Genomic DNA, 23286 nt, shown 5'->3' with positions numbered 1-23286 from the left:
CAGTTCCGAGGAGAGCAGTATGCACAGCAAAGCCTTAGTTCTTTTTTCTGGCGGACAAGATTCAACCACCTGCCTCGCCTGGGCGCTGGAACGTTACGAGCACGTCGAGACCATTGGCTTTGATTATGGCCAGAGGCATAGAATCGAACTCGAATGTCGGTTGAGTATCTTGCAGGAGGTACGTAACAGATTTCCGAACTGGGCCAAGCGACTCGGTGAAGATCACGTACTTGACCTCAAATTACTCGGCCAGATCAGCGATACAGCGATGACCGCTGAGAAGACTATAGAGTTTGAAAAGAATGGACTTCCCAATACGTTTGTACCCGGGAGGAATCTGCTGTTCTTGACGTTCGCAGCCACGATTGCCTACCGACGGGGCCTCACTGTGTTGGTTGGGGGAATGTGCGAAACCGACTACTCAGGCTACCCAGACTGCCGGGACAACACCCTTAAAGCCACCCAGGTGGCCTTGAGCCTCGGGATGGACGCTCCGGTAATCATTGAAACACCCCTGATGTGGCTCAACAAAGCGCAGACCTGGCGTTTGGCTGAAGACCTAGGTAATCGAGATTTTGTCAGCCTGATTCAAGAAGAGTCCCACACCTGCTACCTCGGGACTCGACAGAAGAAACATGAATGGGGCTACGGATGTGGAACGTGCCCAGCTTGTGAACTACGCAAAACTGGATATGAGCAGTACATTCAAGAACGAGATTGACGATGGTTCAGCGGTGGCGGATCAAAGCACTCGCCACCCATTTGAATCAGGTGAGTAAACAAAATGACTTACAGTATCAAAGAAATGTTTTACACCCTTCAAGGGGAAGGCAACCAAGCGGGTCGACCCGCGGTATTCTGCCGATTTTCAGGATGCAACCTCTGGTCGGGACGGGAACAGGACAGGGCTAGCGCGATTTGTACTTTTTGCGACACGGAATTTGTTGGAACGGACGGGTTGGGTGGTGGAAAGTTCAAGGATGCGAATGGCCTTGCGCTCGCAATAAATTCATTATGGCCTATCTCCCATCAAGGTCATAAGTATGTGGTATTGACCGGAGGAGAACCCCTGCTACAGGTAGATGATGCTTTAGTAGAAGCGCTGCACAAACATAGTTTTACTGTGGCATTGGAAACCAATGGCACAATAACACCACCAAGCGGGATTGACTGGCTTTGCGTCAGTCCTAAATCCACAGCCGAATTAAAGATTACTCAAGGCGATGAATTAAAATTAGTTTTTCCACAAACTGAAGCGCAACCAGAAAAATTTGAACACCTCACCTTCAACCATTTCTATCTCCAACCAATGGATGGACCAGAAGCCCACCTAAACACGGAATTGACCATAAAATATTGCAAGGCTCATCCAAAGTGGAAGCTCGGCCTACAAATGCACAAAGTGCTGATGATCCCTTAGAACAGGTCCATCTGAGATATCAGTTCACACCAACCCCTAAATAGCCTTCCGCTTTAATCCTTCTATAAACTCACGAACTATGCTTGAAGCACCTTTACCATACGGGTAGATAATATCACTTCTTACATTTATCACCGGATAGAATGCTTGATGCTTTGAACTACGAGAAGAGAACACAAAATAATCGGCCGTTTTGGCCAGATGGCACAAGGCTGGAGTAGCGGTATGATCACTGTTGATCTCGACCTTCAGTCCTGTGAAAACCATTTCCAGTACGTCCCGAGCGCGGCGCGCGGCACCTTCTGTGAGAGTGTAAATACCCAACAACTTCCCTTGTAAATCAGGGATTAATTCTATCACTGAATCGATATCTGATTCAGACTCTTTATTATTGCTAAAATCTGGGACTAGCTCACCAACTTCAAGAATTTCCTGCATTAATACAAAGGTCAACTCGCGTATCGCTGGATCTTTAATTTGTCTCCAATGCTTTGTCGCAAAATCCTGTAGTGATTGCCAGACTTGACGACGCAATGGCTCTGCTGGGCAGGGTGCGTCCAGCAGTACATCCACCAACTCAAGCATGCCGGTATACGCTTCAGGCCCTTTATTGACCTCCCAGAGCATCAATATAGAGTCGACCAACCGCGTATACTCATCGATTGCGAACGGTTGCTCCAACATCAGTTGCGTCAATTGTGCAGCCAGCGACAGCAGTGCTGGATTGACTATAGAATCAAGAGCAAGCAATTCCAACAATTCTAACCAGACAACTCCTTGGCAAGCCACATCGCGCTCTTCCAACCAATCTAGCAACAACGGTAGCGTGTTACGAAGAATCGTCTGCCCCACAGGGGATCCGGTCTTAATGCACTTAAGCAATCTGTCTGAATTAAAGGACTCAACTGTCCAATTTTCGCAATACTCTTGTGCATCTCTCTCCAGTACACCAGTCGGTAACTCAGTATCAACCAAGCGCTGAAACCAACTATCCCAACCACCCAACTGCTCTCTAGAATAGCGTTTTTGCAAGTCTTGCAAAATCGCAGTCATCATAGGTAATGATTTCAGTGGTTCAAACCACGACGTAGGCATGGCCTGTAATTGCTGCCACAATTGCTGCAACTCAACTAATGGAACATCCAGCGAGCGTTGCAGTAACGCTTGCACCGCCCCTGGTCCCTCCTTCTGATCTTCTGACTTACCAACAACCGATTCTATTTCAGCTTCAGATTGATTTACCGCAACCAAATCCGCCCAATGAAGTAGCTTTCGAAACCAGTCCGAGTCGAGAAATTCAGGTATTTTCTGCTGAGCCTGTGCACACCTCAATGTAACAGCGCCGGCAACCCACAACTGCCAATCTTGTTTAAAGCTTTCGTGAGCTTCAAACAACGGAACAGTCATAAAAAGTGGGCTCAACGGGCGGCACAAATCGGCCAATTCGTCCCTACGCGCCTCACCTATGGCCTCAGTAATTAGTAGTCGATTAAGCCCCAACTGCCCTAGTGCTCGAAGCAATACGCGAACTAGTCGTAACGGAATACGGCCGCCGAGCAGACTGGGCAACCGTGGATGATTAACGATGTCCTGCCAACGATCCCCTGAAGCTAAAGCCTGCAACTCCAACGACAGCAGGTTAGGTGGAGTGAAGCCTCCCGAGTTCTTAAGCTCTCCGTAAAAACGCCAAGCATCCTCACCATCATGTAATCGGTAGGCCAACATAAAATCACGTAACACTCGACCTATTGGCCGCTTGGCTAACGACGTAAGCGCAGGACGTTGTCGATACAACTGCAGCACGTTAGCTAGCACTGTAAAGACCCGGTATTTTTGCTGTTCGTCCACCTCGTCAAGTAAATCAATACGCAATAATCCGGCTGGGGCATGCGCTAGCAACGCACTCTGTCCCTCATTACTTGGAGTGATGATCAGGCCATAATCAAAACAAGTATCCACTGTTCCCAAAAACGCCGCCAATACCTGGCGTAGCTCTTCCAGAGCGCGGCCATCCTCCGCAGCTGCGTAGAAACATAATCCCGGCGGACGACTGTATGGCAACAGTAAAGGCCACTGCCCCGCACAGGCACTTTGCACCAAAGGCTCCAACAAATTCTGATACGGCTGCGGGTATTTCCCGGCAAACACTTTGTCCGGATCGATCTGGTTATCGATCGCAAAAAAGGACTGCAACCATGTCGGTATCGTGTTCATGAATGCGCCTCGAAGCGATACTGTTCTTCAAACTCCAGTAATGCTTCAGAAATTATCTGAGAATTACTGGTCAGCATGACATGTTCATCATTACGGTTTGTTCCACTCCAGGTGTAATTCATTGAGCCCTTCAAAAAACAACTGTGGGTAAGTAGACCTTTGGTATGAACTTGTTCACTGAACTGGCAAGAAAAATCAAGACCGGCAATTAGGCGACCGCTCAACTGCTGGACAAACCGACGACTGTACGCGTCGTCACGGGTCACTACCCGCAACCGGCACCCGCCATTAACCGCCTTCGCTAGCACTTCATTAAAACTAACCTCTCTACTGCCCCAACCTGGTTCTATTGCATCCCACTGCCCTGAACAGTTGTCCAATAGGGGGAAGTCACTCAGCCAGGGCGATACCAACCAAATAGGCTCAGGGTTAAGCAATAAGCCGGCCATTAGCCCACCTAGTACCTCGCGAAATTGCCGACGACCTAGGGGACCGTGTAGAAAAATTTGCCGCTGTTCATTCATAGTAAAACTCTTATTGAATGGCCTCGGCCAGTTCGACCCTCAATACCATGCTATCTTGGAACCGCCTCATAGCCCCTATGCGTGGATATAACCATAGCCCGGAGTGATCAACCGGATTTAGCTGAATCTCGGCTATTAGTTTTGAGATTGAGGCAATCTGCGTACGCGGTATTAAAAGATCCACCCGTCCTACTCGTTTTAACACGTGATGTAGTTCAGCCAAATAATCAACTGTTAACTGGACATACGACTCTTGCTCCGCAAATAGAAGGCTACCTAGCAGCCGTTCAGTCGTGGCGACACCCGTTTGGAAAGGGTTGTAGTAGCTCATTTCAGACTGACGGATGGCGTTACCACGCGGCCACAACAACCCTTGATTACGACAAAGTCCCTGGAACACTTCAACAGTAGACGCCTGAGCACCGAGATCTTTGGCGGATAAAGCATGGGCGGCAATATTTAAACCCCACTCCAAGCCGCTAAAACTTTCTAAGTGTCGCCACTGCTCCAGCAAGTTCAGAAGGTACTTATCGGTGTTGGTATTGCTGCCTGGCCTGAGGACCCTTGAGTGCAAAACACTTAAAAAACTGTGGCTAAGGGCAAAGCCTTCACGAAGCAGAACACGGTGCAACTCTGCGTTGGCATCACGCCGTTGTTGCAAATCACTGCATCCGCGCACCTCAGCAAACGAGCCAGCCAGCCCCCCCCCTTTCACTACCAGGCCAAGCAACTGAAAGAGATCAAAGTCGATTTGCTCATAGTCACTTGGCTGCAGGCTGCGCGCGAAGACATTAAGTACGCGCAATGGATCCTGAAAATATGCCAGTTCTAAACGAGTGATGATGCCATTACCACCCGCCTCTGCCTCACTCAACCAGACCTCTAAGCAGCCCTCACGCCACAACGCATCAGCCAAGACAACCCGTTCATCAACATCGGGCAGCAACACACACATGGATTGCTGAGCTGCCGCGGCCAGAGTATTGGCCAACAAAGCGCGCGTCCATTGGCCCAATCCCGGTAGTACATGCACATCAGACCAAAGGGCATTTGCGCACACTTTTAGGCTGCAAAGTAGATCATCTCGATCTAGTAACTCCCGAAGATCTGCCTGTAACTTTTGCTCTTGCACTGAATCAAGTTGCTCATCAGGCTGAAATAAACTCTGTGGAATGCTGCGCAATCGCTCAATACCCGCATTCGAGTGCAACCGAGTCAACGCACTGATTAGTGGTTGCGGATCGATTGGATTCAAATCTAGCAATTCACCCGCGACTGCAGCCAGATAGCACTCAGCTATCCAATTAGCCTTAAATGGGTCACCACCAAAGAGATCCAACTGATCCACAAGATGCCGGAAGTAGATCGGGCGCAATCCTTGTAAAACCTGCGGATTTTCTAACATACCAGCTATTACCTGATCATTGATAGCAAAGCGCAGTCGCATGCCATCAACCCACTGCCGGGCACCAATAGCAACGGATTCGCCATTACGCTGCCAGTCAAATCGAATTTTGGTAGTTGCTCCTTTACTAAACCGTAAAGTGGCATCTGCGGCGGTACTAAAGCGCAGCACCTCAAGAGGTGTCATTTGCTGATGCAAGCAAAAAGTCACATCGGCCAAATGCTGGCCCCAACTGCCAACTGGGGGGTTGTGCACCTCAGTTAGTGCTGGAGCGCGAAATTCGGACTGCCATATAAGTCGCGCGTTACTTTTCTCAGAAAGGCCTAACTTTGGTTCTAGACGCCTGGTATATATGGAGTTAGGGCGCAGTACCGTCAAAGTTTTATCCGCATCACCAGAAACCAAGCCTTCATCGCGTAACTGCTCGCCAAAAGCCTCACAGACATCAAACCCGCGTTGCTGAATGGTATCCGGCTCAGCTACAAAATTTGCAGGCACTAACCAGTCTGAATCAAGGTTACTGTCAATGGCATATCGCTTAGAAATTCGCCCCGGGGCAAACTCACGCAGGGCTTGAAAAATTGGTAAATCCGTCCATTCGATACGCTCCTCCGCCCCCCGTACCAAAGCAACAAACACACTCGGCAAACTAAGTTCGGCAAATAGCGCCTCAGGAATAAACTCCGAGAGCGGTGAACTTCCTTTTACCACATCCGCCCAGGGTTGGCCGTTAGCACTCCAGTCTGTCACCAGTTTGCGCTGCAACGTAGGCAACACTTCAAGCATTACCGAACGCGGCGGCGCCCAGAGAATGCGCTTCAGCGTATCGTCATCGACCTGCAGGGCATCTTTCAAATAAGTTTTGAACTGCTCTTGCTGACTACCTGGTCGTAGCAACTGCTCGACTAAGATCAGTAGTTTCTTGCAGTAGTTCTTATTAATTTTCGGTTTGCGTAGAATCGTCCACACGGCACCACTACCTAACTGCGCACTGAGCCAGTCAAGCAGCGCCATAGTTGCCTGCATTTTTTGAATATGGCTGTTGTGCAGTGGCAGACCTTGCCGCTTAATTTCGGGGCTAAGCAACTCTTCATAGCGTTGAAATGCGACTCGATCACGACCGAACTCGGAGAGAACTACAAGCATCCACGGACGCATGGTGCGCAAGCGACCGGCACGGCCCTTGCGCTGCAAATAGGATGCAACATCACGCGGCGCCTTGTGTTGCAGCACAGCCCCCACTGCCGGATCATTGAAGCCCACCTCAAGAGACGCCGTGGCAACGACAATCTCTGCGTCAGCATCCACCCCAGCGTCCTGGCTTGAGGTGCGCCCGATTACCGCACGATCATCCTCATCCAGCGAATGGCCTATATCTGTACCCGCTCGCCAGTCTTGTCCCAGACGAATACGTTCGAGCGGATTGACTGCATCTTGCCCGCCATCATCCTGCCCGTCCCTTGGACCACGCAGACTAGCAAGCGAGGGATGATGAGGCTTAAGCCCCCATTTACTAGTGCGCCAACCTTCTGCATCTGCTAATTGATGATAAAGACGGTTGTTGGCATCCAAATCGTCGGTAAAGACAAAGGTTTTACTACCCCAGGTACCCTGTGAGCGGCTCTTGCGGACATCCAAAATACGCCTAGTTAGCATGCAGGCTTGAATGGTCGTCGACAGCAACGCAGTCTGGGAAACTGGGTCGCCGCGAAGCACCATTAGGTACTCCGCACCCTCATCAATCATTTCATCAGGCAGCGCCTCGACCAATTCAACATGCTCTTGGCGTGCTCCGACCAACTCGGCAAAAAAACGTTCAGCATCTGTCAGGGTTGCAGACAGCCCCACAAAGTGCGGGCGGCATTGAGCGTGCTTCATCCAGCGCCTAAGTAAGTAAGCAACCTGAGCTCCGCTGCTGCCACCGTATGTGTGCACTTCATCGAGTAGCACCAACATCGGACCTGCCTGCTGGCCCACACCAAATAGGTGGTTACAACTGAAGTCACCAAGTCTACGATTGAGCATCTCGGTGGTGGTAAACAGAATATCCGGAGGTAAGTCTGTCTGACAACTACGGGTCAGCGCCACCTCATCATCCGTAACACGGTGTCCGCAGCGACTGCACTTAACCTCTTTAAGATTAGCATGCCACTCCATCTGACCAGTACAACTGCCACTGGTGCAGCGCAGTAGGTCAAACTCTGGCTTTTGTTTCCCCGTTTTATAATCCTTCCCGGCCATACCCCAATTGTAAGGTGTATCACCATACAGAGCACCAATGCGAATTTTTCGACCCACTCCTGACTGCATCAGTCCATCGAGCTTTCGGCACTGCCCCCAAGCTTCCATGAACTGATCTTTGAGCAGTTCATTACGCGGGTAGATTGCAAGAATTCGTACTCTCGGCGAGGGATCAATTAATAGATCCGCCGCTAGTGAAGCGAGTCCTGGCAGATAAAACGACAGCGTTTTGCCGCTGCCCGTTCCCGCACAGACAATGGTGCCAGAAGCTTGGCTACTACCGCCGCGCTGCTCGCTGTAGGCCTGTAAGATGCGCGCAGTTGCTCGCGCCTGAAAACCAGCCAAATGCAGGTTACTGTTCAGGCCAAGCAACAGTTCAATTGCTGTTTTCAACTGCTGAATATTACCAAGCTTCGGTATTTTTAACCACTGAGGCAGTAACTTTCCTATAAACTGATCACGCATAGGGTAACTGCGTGGGCGTCGAATAAAACGAAAATCCGATACCAAAGTACGAGAACGATCAAGCGCTTGACCTAAGAACCATTGACGCAGATTGCGGTATAAGTACGCAGCCTCACCCATGCGCGTGCGATACACATTGGTCAGACCCTCAGGGTGCGGTGCTTCAATAAGCATCGCATTCTCGGTTAACTCCATCAGCACATCGTAAGGATCATGATCGGGAAGCACATCTTCCAATATCGTGAGAACCTCATTTTCACTAAAAAAACCGTCAGCATCGCCCCAAACCAGCAAGCGTGTTTCCTGCTCCTCTAACTTGTCCAAGCATGCATGCAACTGCTCCAGCATAATGGTCATCAGTAAGCTTTCCGACTAACCACAAACTGCGCGAGCAGATCGTGATCTTGAAGCCACTGGAAAGTTTCCACTGTCATCATGGACAACGGCCCTCGCCCTAGACTTCCAACCTGGTTAAGTTGATTAAAAAAAATACTAACATCTGCTGGCAGATCAAAATCCATCTGATCCCTCACCTGTCGCATACTCGCGGCCAATCTTTCTAGTTTTTGAATCGCCCAAACATTCGTCGGAAGTTGTTTGGCCTCGACCATGAACTGTTTACGCAGAACGACATAGTCCGTATAGAAACGTTCGACACCGGGAATACCTTGTTGGGTATCAAGCATCAGTTGCTCTACCCGGCATGAACTTTCGAGTTGCGCAGTCCAGGCGTTCCAACAAGACACAACTTTTGCCTCTAACTGAGCCACCAACTCCCTGAGCGCTGCGTGGGTATTATCAAGTGCATCATCCTCGCGGGCAGAGGACTTCTTCTGTTGCCAAACACCAGAAAAAACTTTCAGACTCGCAATTGCCTTGGTGCGTTGCTCCAGTATTTCGGCACTAAGTTGCATCGACTCTGGCGCATCTTCCGGCAAGTCCTGGAGCACTGCAACGTTAACCACGATAGCTTTTAGGCTACTGGCTATATCTTGGAGGCGATCGTAAATATGTTTACAGTCCTCAATATCCTCATGGTGCTGTTCTGCAGATTGGCTTAATAACTGCTCCGTACGAAGAAGTTTTATCTGTTGTTCAAGCACACTCATTTCGTGCCTCCTGCAGGTCAGTCACAGATTTAGTTAATTCATCAAGTAGACCGGTCACGCTGCCCTGAGACTGCTTCAATCTATCCCCCCCCCACTTCTGATTTTCCGACTCCAACCGGGGTAGTACGTACCCGTTAAAGGCTTTCCAATCCTTCAGCACCCTCACCACCTGCTCCAACTGCAAACCGTCTATTTTGTTGACGCGGTGAAAAAACTTAGTGACGTCGATCTCATCACGGAGTGCAAGTAGGTCTTTGACCACAACCCAACTCTCACTACCTTTCAAAGCAACCAATGCAGTTTGCATTTTTTTGCTGCCGGGAATGTCTGGAGGATAATGTTTCCCTTCTAAACTGATGTCCCGAACCAAACCCGCCATATCATCAAGTAAGGCACAGAAGGTATCTTGTCGCGTGCACCCATCTAACACTTCAACGACGCTGATTGACGCTTTCAACGCCTGACTTATTGTGCTAGAAAACTTAACCATTTGAGAATCCGGATTGCTTTTGGCGACCTTAAACGCCTTGAGTGCTAGATCACCATCCATCCCGTGATCATTGTAGGACACCAATTTCAACCAGACCTCACGCTGAGCATCCCAACATTCAAGCGCTTGCGCACGCACCTGCTTTAATTCAGGAACAACCGCGGCTATCTCGACTGCTCGAATTTCCTCCGCACCTCTGAGTAATTGATTTAAACGCTGACGATCACTATTACTGTCCCCCAGCAATCCCAACGCCATGGCTGACTGCAGTTGCTTACTGATCAAGTCAGGTAGGATTTGCCGCGCCTCGATCATCAATGTTTGCGAGACATCCGGCACCCACCGTGCTGCGAAATTCTGATAGAGAAGATAGTCCTCAAAACCGTTGGAATATTCCCAACCGACGACGCGAACAAACTTCGGATTGAAATTTTCGTAACGTAGCATTGCAAGTGCTACACCTTGCAGAAATGCTGCTTTCTGCGGGTTCTTAAAGTCCGCCTCCAAACAAAACTTCACCTTGCTCCCGGCCATGTTACCCACGGCATAAGGGAGTTCTATATTCACAAAATTCCCGCTTTTCAGAGACGGCCTTTCCTTCACGCCGAGCCAATCTAGATGTGTATATTGCTCATATATACCAAAAAGCCCTGTTCGCAGAATACGCGCCTCATCCTGTCCTAGTTTTTGCTTACCCTGAAACCACAAGGTGACCGTCTCCTCCAACTGGTGCAGTTTTTCTTGGTCAGGGTCAACTTTTATCAGAGATGCAACTAGTTCAGTGCTTGGGTTTCTTTTTATTGAAACACCAGAAACAGCGATCACACTTGAAGCAGTAAAAGCCACTCCGCCTTTGAGTATCGCTGTCAGTCCGTCTAGGCCAAAGGCCTTGGCAACCCGCCGATCCAACTTACCTTGCAGGTGCTCGATTGAGGGACTGTCATATCCCCAGATCGCCGCGACTGTTTTGCATCGCTCTGGCTTTTCAAGTTTCTGTAAATCACCCAATAACCCAGCCCTAACCTTAATTCCGGCAAAGTCTGCCGGAGGAAACTCCTGCGCTTTGCACGTTTGCCGATAATCACGTAGGGTGCGCAACAAAATCTCGTTCAATACTTGCCGCGGATTAAACTTGAGTTGTTCATCCCCTTTGCGACAAAAGTTATCTGCCAGAGCGGCAATGGCATTACGGTTAAAAGGAAACAGCGGCGTCCCACACTGCGCAAATCCGAACGCTTTTATATCTTCGCCATCATCATCTGGATCAGACCAAACCGGCGGCCATGCCCCTTCCCCTCGAGTCGACCAAGAAAACTTCAACGCGTCACTTCCATAACGGGCAGCATTGATGTAGCGTCCGCAAAAATCTGTAATCCGTCCTAGAGTTTGCTCACGATCCTGCCCCAGTTCGCGAATATGCCATTCATACTGCGCACGAGTTTTAATCGTGTCCTGACGGCGTAAATAACCCTGATAGCCATCGGTTACTGCAATGGCCGAGCGCAGTGTGCACAACTCCTTCTCACCATCACGCACAGCCTCTTCCAACAGACTGTCAATCAGCACATCTTCAATCGCGGATATGGCTGCCATATCCTCTACAAGCACCACCAGAGTGCGGTCCTGCTGCTTTAACGAGCGACGGATTTCCTTGAATAGGTCTTGGAAACTTCCACCATTGAACTGAAAAAGATATCCAAAAACTGTGCGCGTAGATTGACCAAGAACTTCGTTTAGTACACGGGCCGCGCCCTCGCGAGCAGAAGGATTAGTATTCAGTTGCGTCTTACTAACGCAGTCGCGCGCGCTTGCGCACAAGTCGTCAAGATTGAAACTAAAATCTAGATCACTGTCTTTTATTTGATAGTCGTTGCGATTCAGTTCATGATCACTCGCGCCCTGCGTCAAACGACTGGCAAACTGGTATATGCAGTGTTGTGGATTAAGCAGACTCTTTTTGAAGTTGGGATCAGTTATTAACTCTGAAAGGCCACTCCCCGGTAGCGTATAAGTTTGAATATCGAGCAAACGCTGCTTTTCTTCAAGTTTCAACTGCTGCCGTGCTTCTGGGTGCTCACGGTAATATGCCTGCTTGTGAACCACATCCTGGCGCAGTTCATTCAGCTTTTGTGACATGAACGTCAGCAACAGATCCGCAACCGCCTCTGTCTTTAGTTGTTCACCAACAAAACTAATCCGACTACGAGCCTGCTCGAAATCATCCCCATCGAGTCCAGCCAACAAGATTTCCAGCACCTGTCGTAAACTGGCATTTTTTGGAATGCGCACGACGTGCCAATTCGTGTAATCAGGGTGCAACTTGAGTTGGGCATGCAACCAGCGAATCAGATGGGACTTACCGACCCCGGAACGTCCGATTATCGGAATCGGCCGCTCCACTGCTAGGAAGTGCTCAAGCAGATTTTCCTCATTGCACAGTTGATCCTCGCCAACCCCCACGCGTAACAGTTGCATAGGTTCATGAACCGCCAGCAATACATGCTCTGCAAGCTCTTCTGCCTCAGTACGAATGCATTGGCTGATATATTCAGGCTGCGGCCAGTAATTTATCAGGTTCATAAGGTCACCTCAGGAACGTAAACAACCTCACTGACAAGGCGAAAAACTCCGTTAGGCAGTTGTAATTGCATACTAAAGGTGTCGTCGGAGGCCTTGTCCAATCGCAAACGAAATGCACCCTCCAAACGCAGCAGTGCGTGACTTAGTGCCGGGCTGACTTGATGAGCCTCCCTCGGATGCCAGCCTAATTCCTGCATCGAGGGTTCGAGTAGACTACGGAAACGCCCACCGTCCAACAGTGGTATTTGGGCAGCCAATCTTTCAATAAAGACCTTCAGCGGCAATTTTTCTTCACCGGCAAACGCACCTTCCAAATACGGTTCAATGGCGCGTGTTGGATCGACGAAATAACCTGAGCCGAATGGTTCAAGGAATCCAAGAAAATCGCCGTACTGTAAAAAAATAGACAACTCGTTACTTAGGTTCAGGCCTCGCTCGCCAGGCAGCCAGTTATTGACCGCTTCTTGTGCATTACCATTTATGCCAGGAGACACCACGTCCCCCCCCATAAACGTATAACTCTGTTGCGCCAATAGACAGGTCATCGCTCGTAAAAACGGCTCTACCCGCTTCTCATCTAGAAGGGCTTGATCTGTACTTTCCTTAGTATTACCGATTATTAATGCTAATACTCTTTGCGCTAGATTTCGATCGTTCGCCCCACCCGGCACCGAGATCATGTTAGTGTCATCTTGCAGCCAAAGACCCTCCTTTAGCCAAAAATCTAGATTTCCTTCAAAACGCCATTTGGCATTCTCTGTTTTAGGTAGTTGATCTGGCCGAAAGGTCTCCAGAATCTCGGAACGAGATATAGATTTGCCTTTTCGTACTAGCGCTCGATCAATCAAATTTAGCAACACCAAACTGCTGCCTGGATGAGCATTATTCACCATCGACATTATTTAAATTCCTGCTCAAAGCTTTCCAGCACCATGCTGGTGGGACTGCACTCCCACCAGGTGCGATGAGGCAAAAGCGCGTCAGCCAATCCTTCCGGCGCGACTATCACTCGGGGGGGAGGGTCAATATCCGATTGTGGCAAATGAGTTTCCCCCGGCATCAAAAGTACCAATTCTGACCAAAGTCCAGCGCTGTCTTCAGGCTCAAGCGAACACCAGAATGGTAGCGTTTTCAGAGATTCGTCTTGGCGCATCTGCTCCAGTACGGTCCGACTGGCACGCACAGCCTGAACTTGCTTAGTACGTAACAAACCCTGCAACCAGTAACGCCACCTGTGTAGCATAGCTTTGGACGTAACTCTGGCGCTCGACTCAGGTCGGTAGCGTACCTTCAGCAACTGCGAAGGTGGCATCCAGTTAGCTACATGCGGCGACTGCACTCCGCGCAGTTCGGAACATACTCCCAGAGTAGGTGTGAAAGCTTTGCGACCCTGATCACGACAGCCAGGACAACCGCCACAACTGTACTCAGGAACGACGCCATTAGGCCGATATACATCGGCCAACAGCCAACACAACCGCTGGCGCGGATCCTTTAGCCAACTGGTTAAACGAGCAAAGCCAGCAGTCCTTGTCTGCTTTTCCTGATTGCGTCGTTTGCCTACCTGCTGTTGCCACACCTCAGGAGTCAAATGAGCGTCACTTAAAATTTCTACGCCGATCCGGTTGTAATAAGCCTCAAAGTACTGTGTTCGTTGTTTCTCATTCTCTGTCGTCAACTCGACTTCAAACTCGGGCGGTTCGGGTGGGGCAAAAAACAGACGAATCAACCCCGCACGCTGCATCAATTGCAGGGTGCGTAAATTCCATTTCTCATTACGCTCGCTGTGCCGTGGCAAACCCCGGTGTAGGGCCGACCGCGAAATAGTGAAGTGCTCACCGCAGGTCTCTCGGCTTTTCAGCAACATTTTCCAACGTTCCAACCCCAGTTCCGTAGAGATCAACCTTTCCTGCGATATGCTTTGCGCAATATTCAATTGCCCTGGGTGGTAGATCAACCAAGACCAGCAGGCCGTACCGTCACGCCCACCACGACCGGCCTCCTGATAGAACCGATCCAGACTTTCTGGCACGGCCGCATGCAGCACGGAACGCACGCCGGATTTATCCATACCGACGCCGAAGGCGGAAGTTGCAACCATGATGTCTAGTTCGTCATTCCCCCACTGGAGAATCAAGTCGTCGCGTTGATTCGCAGGGGTTGCACCATGGAACACCCCCACTCTAGTGAACCCTTGCTCAAGCAGTATTTGTCTCCAGAGTTCAGCCTCTTTTTGCTTGGTGGTGTACAGAATAAGAGGCCGAGGCAAAAATCTAAGAAACTCCAGTACTGCGAATTGATGCTCTTCTGCACTCGAAGTTTTCAAAACATTGTAATTCGGTTCTGGCCGTAAAAAGCTGCCGTGAATCTCTATAGCTTGTTCGCCTTCAAGGACAAACGAGTTTTTAAGGAACTGCAGAGTCGGTTCACTGAACGTTGCAGACATTAAGACTATTCGAATGGCTCTTGACGAGTGCTCCTTTAGTGAGAGAAACAGTGGGGCTAACAACTGGAATTCTGGACGAAACTCCGCACCCCACTGATCGACAATATGTGCCTCGTCAATAACCAGAGCTTCCAACTGCCCCTGTTGGGCCAACCGAAACAGCGCCGGCCGCAACTTGCCAATAGCTATCTCAGGCGAGCAGAACAAAATACGCTGAGTGCCGCCGCTTATCCGCTCGAGTACTTGCTGACTCTCATCATCATTCTGCCCCCCATACAAGGCATAACTACCTCCATGACCACTGTCCGCGCGGTCAAGCACCTCAGCGGCACGGCTTGCTTGCTCCAGCGCCAACCCCACTGTTGGCACAATGACCAGCACCAGTTTCTGCTTGCCTGCAAAAAGGCTAATCGCATGAATCACCAGCGTTTTTCCGCAACCGGTTGGCAAGTTGATAATCAGTGTGCTGTCTGGCGGAGAGGTAAGAACAGTGCGTATCGCTGCTTGTTGGCCAAGACCCTGGTATGTATTAAATTCATCATTTTTAAGTTTCTGCTGCAACGCCACATCCATTGGCACCGTCTTCAAATGACGGCGACGGCGATGTCCATAAACAGCAAGCTCATCATCATCCAGTACGTTTTCCATACGCACGTCGCCGGTCATAGCATCCCGGGCTAAGCCGACACATAAAAGATACAAGTCATCAACTGCGCCAGCAGGTAGTCGCAATATAGGTTCGATGATGCCGTGCGCCAATGCACAACCCAGGGCATCCCGACACATTGCAGCGCGGTCAGCCGGACCTGAAGTTCGATCACGAAAAACCGTTAGCAACCGAAGAAAAAAAGACTCAGACAGCGCACCAGCCTCGCTAACTAAACTCGGGTTCAATAATGCAGCTTGTAGTGCATTCCACTGTGCTTGCATCAAGCCCCCTTCAGCATCTTGTTCGTGCACACCACTACCGCATGCATCGATAGCAGATGCAGTTGCGGCTCAAACGAAAAGATCTGCGCCTGGGGCAAGTCAGCCAAAATCTGTTGGCGACTTCTAGAGGCGATCTCCAAGATCATTCGTTTCCAATGCTCTGAAGGTAACAAAGACTCCAACTCAGGCCAAACGCCACTACGCAGATTAAAATCTTGAAAGCTGGGATTAGTTTTGTCATAAGGCCACTCCAAAGACCTCAACATGCTCTCAGCAACCACCAGACTGCCATCCTCCGCCAGCCAATGGCTCTGCACTGAAGGCATCAACATCTCATCGCCACGGAGTTGCTCCAGGCGACTAGCCCCAAGCTTTGTAGCGGTTATCAACCAATTAAGGCGGAAGAATATTTTCGGTGAGCTAAAACTGCCCTTTTCGAGTACGCGCAGAAACGCACTGGTTGCTCCTCGGGAATCAACCGTAACTAAATTATAAATTGAGTCTACAAACGGCTGACCATATCGAAATGGATACACACCGGACTGACCAGCAACCTGAGCTCTAGAAACACTCATTGGTGCAGTTGCCGGGGGATTGCCACTGTCGGGATCGATACCGGTTAGGCAGGTAGCAACAAAGGTTTGGACGTCCACTAACGTCTTGGCACCCTCACGTGATCCCTCTACGGCGAACCGGAGTCTAAATGGACTTTGCAAATTACCCTCAAAATTGAAGTGCAGCCCCTTAGTCATCCATGCGCACATCCGCTTGGCTTGCTCTTCAGCTGAGTCGTCGGCATCAGCTATTTGCTCGGCAAAGTCCTTAGCCTCGCTAACCTCATCATCTAGCGCCAGCAATTCTTCCTGTACCTTCACGCGACGTCGTTCACGTACAAGCAAGCCATCATCGCCACTCAGGCCTGCGGCGCTCCGAAGCAGCGCCTCATCACCCGACAAGGCTACTGTTTTCCAGGCCATCTCAAGATGCTCCTCCAGGACATATTGCAAGCTGGCTACCGTATTGTTGAACAAGCCTACTGACAGATCCAGAACATCAATCCAGCGGCGGATTAATCCGTCATGCTCAGGAAGTAGCGCCAAACTTTCTACCGGACGTACCCCGACCAAGTTGGCGCTGTAACGATTGAGTCGACCAAGTCGTTGCTCAATGCGGCTGAAGGAGCGCGGCAAACTGTAATGCACCGCAATTCGCTGACCACCGTGCAAGTTAAGGCCGTCCTCACCACGCTGATCACAAACCAAAACTCTGATAGAACTCTCGGGGCGGGTGAACCGTAACTCTCGCTCAGGGATATAACGTTCAACCGCCACGTCTAATTCGCGAGCCAGTAAAGTGAATATATGCTGTGCCACCTCCTCAACACTACAGAATACCACCGCCTTGCCTTTTTTATGCGCAGCAAGCCAATTGTGCAAGTTTTCAACCAAACAACTGTCTTTGTCTATCTGTTCGCGATGGGCCTGCTGGGAAATATCATTAAGCAACTCCTGTTCAGCCTGCTTCAGCGAACCAGACAGACGTTGAATGGCCTGATGAGCGCGCCGCCCAACTAGCAAAGGGCTGACCAATAGATCATCTACCCATTGCAAGTACACCTCGGCGCTCATCGCTTGGAAATCATCAGGGTCACGACTTGCTTGACTGCGATACTCCTCAAGCAACAAATCTAAAGACGGCATTTGCTCTGTCAATGGCCAATAATTGCGTTTTAAGCCAGCAAGCCCTGGAAACAGCCATGCCAGTTGGTGCGACTCGCGCCGGTTTCGCAACATGCGCTGATGCAACCGGTAGTGTTCTCCGATATAACACCTTAAGGTTTGGACTGCCTGCGTTCTCAGATCACCAATTTGTTCAGCAAAAAAGTCTACTAGTGGAAGGGTCTCATTGACCAAAGATTGCAGAGACTTATCATCAGGGAATTTACTCACAAAAGTTTGAAGTATCTGCTCCAAAGCAGCGTTGGAGTTACTTGGCGTTAGGGCGCTGTACCAACCACCGACTAATTCCCGCTCAGCAACCTGGGCAGTAAAACGATGCACACCCTCCTCTGACAGTTCATAAGCCTCAGGGCTAAGGCAGTGCAGCATTGCCAGAAAATTCTTCTCATTTCCGTTTAGCGGAGTACCAGAAAGAAGCAGTACAACCGAGGCCACCTGACAGCCTTCAGCCAAGGTACGGAAACGCTCACGCACGGCAGATTGCTGATCCCATGCCCAAGGTGCAATTTGGTGAGCCTCATCGACCACCAGTAAGGTAGGCAACCACCCCTTGATGACACTATTTACGTGTTCATGCGAGCAAATTCGAATCAATCGCTTCGGCTCTGCCTGGCTTGCCAACAGTTCACCAAGGTGAAAGCGCCCAGACAACTCATCTCGCCATTGCTCGATAAGTGCCGCAGGCACCGTGATAAGCACTCTTGAATCGTGTTTGTTCTCTAGCACATGCTCACGAATGATCATGCCCGCCTCAATGGTTTTGCCTAGGCCTACTTCATCTGCCAAGAGGTATTTAGGTACTGGATCTTGTAGAACTCGACGCACTACAGCAATCTGATGCGGTTCCAACTCAACACTACTGCTGGGAATTGACGAAATTGAACGACAGGCTGCACGCTGCTCGATATAAGCGCTCAAAAAATCATGCCGTAAGGAGCAGAAATACGGTGCGTCATTTGACCGTGCAGCCAAAAACGCCGCAGGATCCAGCAGTTCTCCCGGCCCTATATTCAGGCAATTAAGTTGATCAATGTCGACCTCTTGCTGATCTCCATCAGCCCGAAATATCACTAGATGCCTGTTACCAGGGCGAGGACCAGCGTACCTACCTCGCCTCCAAATACCGCTTGCACGATCCTGACAATACACAATCGACTCTTCGTACAACTGCACACTCTCAAGTGAAGCAACATCTACAGTTTTCAGTCGACACTCAGAATTAATGGGCGACTCAAAGAATCCCACCACACCCTCATTGCTCTTGTGATCCACACTCAGCAATTTTCCTATACCGGAAAAATTACTGGAACACACGAGATCGCCAACCCTTAATCCACTCATTCCATTCCCTAAATGTTCGTCATATAGCGATATTTGAGTGCAACAAAACCACAACCACTATGGGCACGGACAGACAGCAGCAAACAGAGATGATCCAGGTCAGGCGTGTCGATTGCTTCGAACCGCTTTTGGAGGGCCATCCTTGGAGAACTGTGACCTGCCTTGCATGAACTAAACGTCACATTACCCATGTCACCAACAGGTGGTAAAGCAAACCAGGTAAGCCAATGGTATTTTTTCGTATTGCTAGTCACCTTATTCATCCCACTTGCCATCCTTTTCTTGGTAGCAATCCGTATTGCCGTGATCCTGATCCCAACTGCGTTCATTAATCGAGATCACGATCTGTGCCGCCTTTGTCGTGGCCCCATCAGCGGTCGTTACCCAGATCGCATTCAGGTGCCACCTTATTGTAGTCCCACTTACCATCGTTGTTCATGTCACTATCCTGAGCCTGAATGCTGACGCATGCCGGCATGACCAGCGAAGTCAAAATCAAGCTGCAGACCCGCAAGGCAGCACCTTTGCTTTGGTTTGAACGCTGTGTTGATTGCATCGCAGCCTTCTTTCGCCCACTCAAAAACTCACTGTCACGCCAGCTAGGTAATCTGTGAGCAAACCTTGGATCAGCCGAACTTTGCGCTGCAACTGCTCCACATGCGCACGTTCCGCTCGTAGTGCCGTGTACGTCTCCCAATATTCCTGCGCCGGTTTCTTGTTGGCTGCCTGTTGGCGAGTCAAGGCGTCGGCCCGTAGCGCATGAGCATCCTGGATAGCAAGCAGGAGCAACACGCCATCATCAGCGTGATGATGACCAAGTCTGCCCCACCCAAAATTGCCCACACCAACTCCATGCCTTCCATCTCGTTCGCCCTCCCAACACTCGCGGTCAATCTTGAACCGCAATCGAAGAATATGTAGCCTTTGACGACAGGTCTACAATGTAGGCATATACAGGTAAAGTTTCCGCACAGATGGAGGCGTCATGAAACGCGAGCAGTCGGTTGAGCAAGTACGCTGGGATCTAGCCTTACGCTATCGCCTGATCGAGACCATTGTCTGGTGGGAGGGCCGCCTGACCACAGGGCACCTGATGCAGAGCTTTGGCATCAGTCGGCAGCAGGCGTCGAAGGACATTAACGGTTACATCAATGAACATGCGCCTAAAAACCTTACATATAGCAAATCGCTGAAGGGCTATGTGCCGAGCAAAGCATTCAAGCCACTGTTCATTGATGACAGTGCCAGCGCCTATCTACATCTGCTCAACCAGAATCACGAACGCGCGCCGCACATCGACGGCCTAGCTCTGGCCTATGCCCATACTGAAGTACTGCATGTACCGGACCGCTCGATCCGCCCAGAGGTGCTGCGACCGCTACTTAAGGCCTGCCGTGAAGGCCTCCGACTGGAAACCGAGTACGTATCATTTACCACGCCGATTTCAGAAATCCGACTGATTGCTCCGCACACGCTCATCTACACCGGCATGCGCTGGCATGCACGCGCTTACTGCGAGAAGAATGGAGCGTACCGCGACTTCGTTCTCAGTCGCTTGCGGGGTGAACCGGAAGTATTGGACACCTCGGCATTTAGCCGCGAGGCAGATACAGCTTGGAACACCCTGGTTGATGTAATCATCGAACCTGACCAACGCCTGACACCCGAACAAAAGAACATCATTGAGATCGACTACGGCATGCAAAACGGCCAACTCATCGTCCCTAGCCGTGGTGCTCTGGTGCAGTACGTATTGCAGCGATTTCAGATTGATGCGAACAAAGTGGAATCCAAGGCCAGCGCGCAGCAAATCGTGGTAACCAATCTCGACGCGCTACAGCCCTGGCTGTATCACTGAACAGCAGAATACGTGTGAGCTGCGACTGCGCCCGCGTAAGTTGCTTCAATTCCGCTGCCAGCCATAGGCTGAAACAGCAGACACCGGCATAAGTATGTGGCTGCCAAGCAGCGCTATTTGCCCCCCGCTCCCAGAACTCCCCCCGAGCAGGACGTATACGATGATGGCGAGCACCAGATACGTTGCCTGCTGAAGACTGGCGATTGCCTACGGCACTACGCCAACCTATCCGCATCCAGATTGGGGGACGCGCAGAGATATGCTCGAGTTTCAGAATGGTAGTTGCCTAATAGATCCTGTCAGAGAGTGACGGGAATCGAACCTTTACAGACGCTGACTGACCGAAAACGGCTAAATTACAGAAGGGTGCTAACGGAATTCTTAACACCAAAGACCCTGCAAAATTCGCCAGTCAGAAGCATTCTTGCCAGTGAAAAATATCTCGCACGCTTACAACAAGGCAACATCACGACTAATGGTCGAAAAATCTGTGGGGGTAAATGTGGGGGTATTTTTCAGACATGAAAAAGCCCAACCTTTTCAGATTGGGCTAAGTCATTGAAAAATATAGTCGGGACGGAGTGATTCGAACACTCGACCCCTAGCACCCCAGAGGGTAGAGAAATATTTAAATTTTTCTGCCGGCTGTGGCTGGCTTGTAAATAAAAAACCCGACACGAAGGCCGGGCTACCCACCCTCTCCGAGACGCAGCCCCCAAATGAGAGGGATGGAGAGCCGGCAAGAGAGCGTGGGGGCGAGATATTGCCAAATGGTGCTCTCCTGCGCAATAAAAAATCCGACTCAAGGGCAGCATATCGTGATCAATAGCCCGTAGAAATCAGATGCTGGCCGTCATTTTTCGAGTTTCTCCCGATGCCTCAGGTGGCATGTGAAGTCCAGCCCTCCAGTGGCAACTCGAAGAACAACAAACGCCCATCAGAAGCACTCAACTGTAACGGTAACATCCTTTGCCACCGCTCGAAGTTAATACCTCAGCTTGAGCCCAGGGCACTGCACACGAACCCCGTGGTCACGTCGAAATTATCCGGAGTGAGGACATCAATTGGCGAACGACCTTTTAATCGCCACCCCAACGAAGCATTACCGGTACGCCTACTTCATTGCGCCACGTTTTATTTTTAACCGAGTGACATTCTCGTCGGCCTGATTCGCAAACTCGTGAGGGGTGACATGCTCCTGAAGATTGGCCTCAAGGTACCGGCTCCACCAGTTCATGATCAGCCTGCGCTCTTCAATGAACTCTGCCTTGTGAATGTAGGCGGCACGAACGCTGTTCCGCTCTCGATGGCTCATCTGTCTTTCAATAGCCGTCTCTGACCACAGCCCTGACTCAACCAGTGCGCTGCATGCCATTGAGCGGAAGCCGTGACCACAGATCTCGGTCTTGGTTTCGTACCCCATAGTGCGCAACGCTTTGTTCACGGTGTTTTCTGACATCGGCTTCCAGGCCCTAGCATCACCGGCAAATACCAGGTCGAATTTGCCAGTGAGGGTGTGGATCTGTTCAAGCACGGCCACAACTTGCGGCGATAAAGGCACAAGATGAACATCGCCCGCCATTTTCGTCCCCCGCGTTGAATGGCGTACGTCCTCCAGTTCCGGCCGAGTATCCGGGATCTCCCATACGCCACGCTTGAGGTCGAACTCACACCAGCGAGCGAAACGTAATTCACTCGAGCGAACAAACACGTGCAGCGACAGCATGAGCGTTAGCCGGGTCAGCTCTCGGCCCTTGTAGGTATTGATTCGTGCCAGCAATTCAGGCAGGCGTGATAGGGGCAATGCAGGCCGATGGGAGACTCGCGGCGCTTTGATCAAGCCCTGAAGATCGTACGCAGGGTTTATCGGAATAAGACGAAGGCGTTTTGCCTCACGCATAATACTTTGCAGGTATCTTTGTACCCTTAAGGCGACGTCAATCGTTCCTCGTTTTCTGATCGCCTCCAAAGGTTGCATCAGATCATAAGTATCGAGATCAGCAATCGCGCGGGCACCGATAAACGGGAAAACATAGTTATTCAGACGGTTCAACACATTCTTGGAATGATCGGGTGTCCATCTCGCCGACATGTTCTTGTGCCAGTCCAACGCAACGCTTTCAAAGGTACGGCCGTTGACAGCATCTTCCGCTTTGGCTTTACGCTTGTTCTCAACGGGATCAATGCCGTCTGCGAGCATCCGCTTCGCATCTAAACGCTTCTGGCGCGCATCGGCAAGGCCAATCACAGGATAGCTGCCGAGGGAGGTCAACCCCTCCCGGCCGTCAGGCTTTACGTACCTGAGACGCCAGCCTTTACGGCCATTGGGTTGGATTAGGAGATAGAGACCGTCGCCGTCGAAAAGCTTGTAGGGACGGTCTGTTGGCTTGGCTAAACGGCAAGCAGCATCGGTAAGCGGAGCAGTTGTGCGCGACATAAGGGTACTATCCTTAATCGAACCAAAGACTACCCCTAATTTTAGGTTCTTCACGGAATCCCGGGAAACACAGAAACAAGAACGCCG

14 protein-coding genes are annotated in these 23286 nt (G+C 50.5%); 5 read left to right on the top strand and 9 right to left on the bottom strand.

Annotation, left to right across the window (positions count from 1 at the left end):
• Positions 1-19: 19 nt before the first annotated feature.
• Together queC and queE are read left to right on the top strand one after the other, a co-directional pair.
• Positions 20-721 (top strand): 7-cyano-7-deazaguanine synthase QueC, encoded by a 702-nt coding sequence (gene queC / locus AC3ITY_RS13530; protein ID WP_489309808.1) that lies wholly within the window; start codon positions 20-22, stop codon positions 719-721.
• 63 nt (positions 722-784) lie between these two features.
• Complete coding sequence (gene queE, locus AC3ITY_RS13525) at positions 785-1420, top strand: 7-carboxy-7-deazaguanine synthase (RefSeq protein WP_489309806.1); 636 nt, start codon at positions 785-787, stop codon at positions 1418-1420.
• Positions 1421-1456: 36 nt separating this feature from the next.
• On the opposite strand, the gene dpdD is transcribed toward queE, so the two are convergent.
• Genes dpdD through dpdE form a run of 8 tightly spaced genes read right to left on the bottom strand, consistent with a single transcriptional unit; the run spans position 1457 to position 18904 of the window.
• Entirely contained in the window at positions 1457-3634 is a 2178-nt protein-coding gene (gene dpdD, locus AC3ITY_RS13520; protein WP_489309804.1) for a protein DpdD, read from the bottom strand.
• Complete coding sequence (gene dpdK, locus AC3ITY_RS13515) at positions 3631-4158, bottom strand: phospholipase D-like domain-containing protein DpdK (protein WP_489309802.1); 528 nt, start codon at positions 4156-4158, stop codon at positions 3631-3633. The genes dpdD and dpdK overlap by 4 nt, the downstream gene beginning before the upstream one ends.
• A 10-nt stretch (positions 4159-4168) precedes the next feature.
• Complete coding sequence (gene dpdJ / locus AC3ITY_RS13510; protein WP_489309800.1) at positions 4169-8626, bottom strand: protein DpdJ; 4458 nt, start codon at positions 8624-8626, stop codon at positions 4169-4171.
• Entirely contained in the window at positions 8626-9378 is a 753-nt protein-coding gene (locus AC3ITY_RS13505; protein WP_489309798.1) for a hypothetical protein, read from the bottom strand. Before AC3ITY_RS13505 ends, dpdJ begins: the two co-directional genes overlap by 1 nt.
• Positions 9365-12448 carry a protein DpdH gene (gene dpdH / locus AC3ITY_RS13500; RefSeq protein WP_489309796.1) on the bottom strand — a complete coding sequence of 1028 codons (3084 nt, stop codon included), beginning with the start codon at positions 12446-12448 and terminating at the stop codon, positions 9365-9367. Before dpdH ends, AC3ITY_RS13505 begins: the two co-directional genes overlap by 14 nt.
• Complete coding sequence (gene dpdG / locus AC3ITY_RS13495; protein WP_489309794.1) at positions 12445-13347, bottom strand: protein DpdG; 903 nt, start codon at positions 13345-13347, stop codon at positions 12445-12447. The genes dpdH and dpdG overlap by 4 nt, the downstream gene beginning before the upstream one ends.
• A complete protein-coding gene (dpdF, locus tag AC3ITY_RS13490; RefSeq protein WP_489309792.1) occupies positions 13347-15854 on the bottom strand; it encodes a protein DpdF in 2508 nt (835 codons plus the stop codon). Before dpdF ends, dpdG begins: the two co-directional genes overlap by 1 nt.
• A complete protein-coding gene (dpdE, locus tag AC3ITY_RS13485) occupies positions 15824-18904 on the bottom strand; it encodes a protein DpdE (protein ID WP_489309790.1) in 3081 nt (1026 codons plus the stop codon). The genes dpdF and dpdE overlap by 31 nt, the downstream gene beginning before the upstream one ends.
• A gap of 458 nt (positions 18905-19362) precedes the next feature.
• Here dpdE and AC3ITY_RS13480 point away from each other — a divergent pair, with 458 nt between their 5' ends.
• From AC3ITY_RS13480 to AC3ITY_RS13470, 3 genes are all read left to right on the top strand, one after another.
• Complete coding sequence (locus AC3ITY_RS13480; RefSeq protein WP_489309788.1) at positions 19363-19518, top strand: hypothetical protein; 156 nt, start codon at positions 19363-19365, stop codon at positions 19516-19518.
• A gap of 145 nt (positions 19519-19663) precedes the next feature.
• Positions 19664-19825: a hypothetical protein gene (locus AC3ITY_RS13475; protein ID WP_489309786.1), complete on the top strand. Its 162-nt coding sequence runs from the start codon at positions 19664-19666 to the stop codon at positions 19823-19825.
• Between the two features lie 64 nt (positions 19826-19889).
• Positions 19890-20762, top strand: a complete 873-nt coding sequence (locus tag AC3ITY_RS13470) for a BrxR family helix-turn-helix transcriptional regulator (protein ID WP_489309784.1) — start codon at positions 19890-19892, stop codon at positions 20760-20762.
• A 1114-nt stretch (positions 20763-21876) separates the two neighbouring features.
• Here AC3ITY_RS13470 and AC3ITY_RS13465 read toward each other — a convergent pair.
• Positions 21877-23199, bottom strand: a complete 1323-nt coding sequence (locus AC3ITY_RS13465) for a tyrosine-type recombinase/integrase (protein WP_489309782.1) — start codon at positions 23197-23199, stop codon at positions 21877-21879.
• Positions 23200-23286 lie beyond the last annotated feature (87 nt).

This window comes from Pseudomonas sp. GL_091 (genome assembly GCF_057837725.1).
This window is presented reverse-complemented; position numbering and strand designations above follow the sequence as displayed.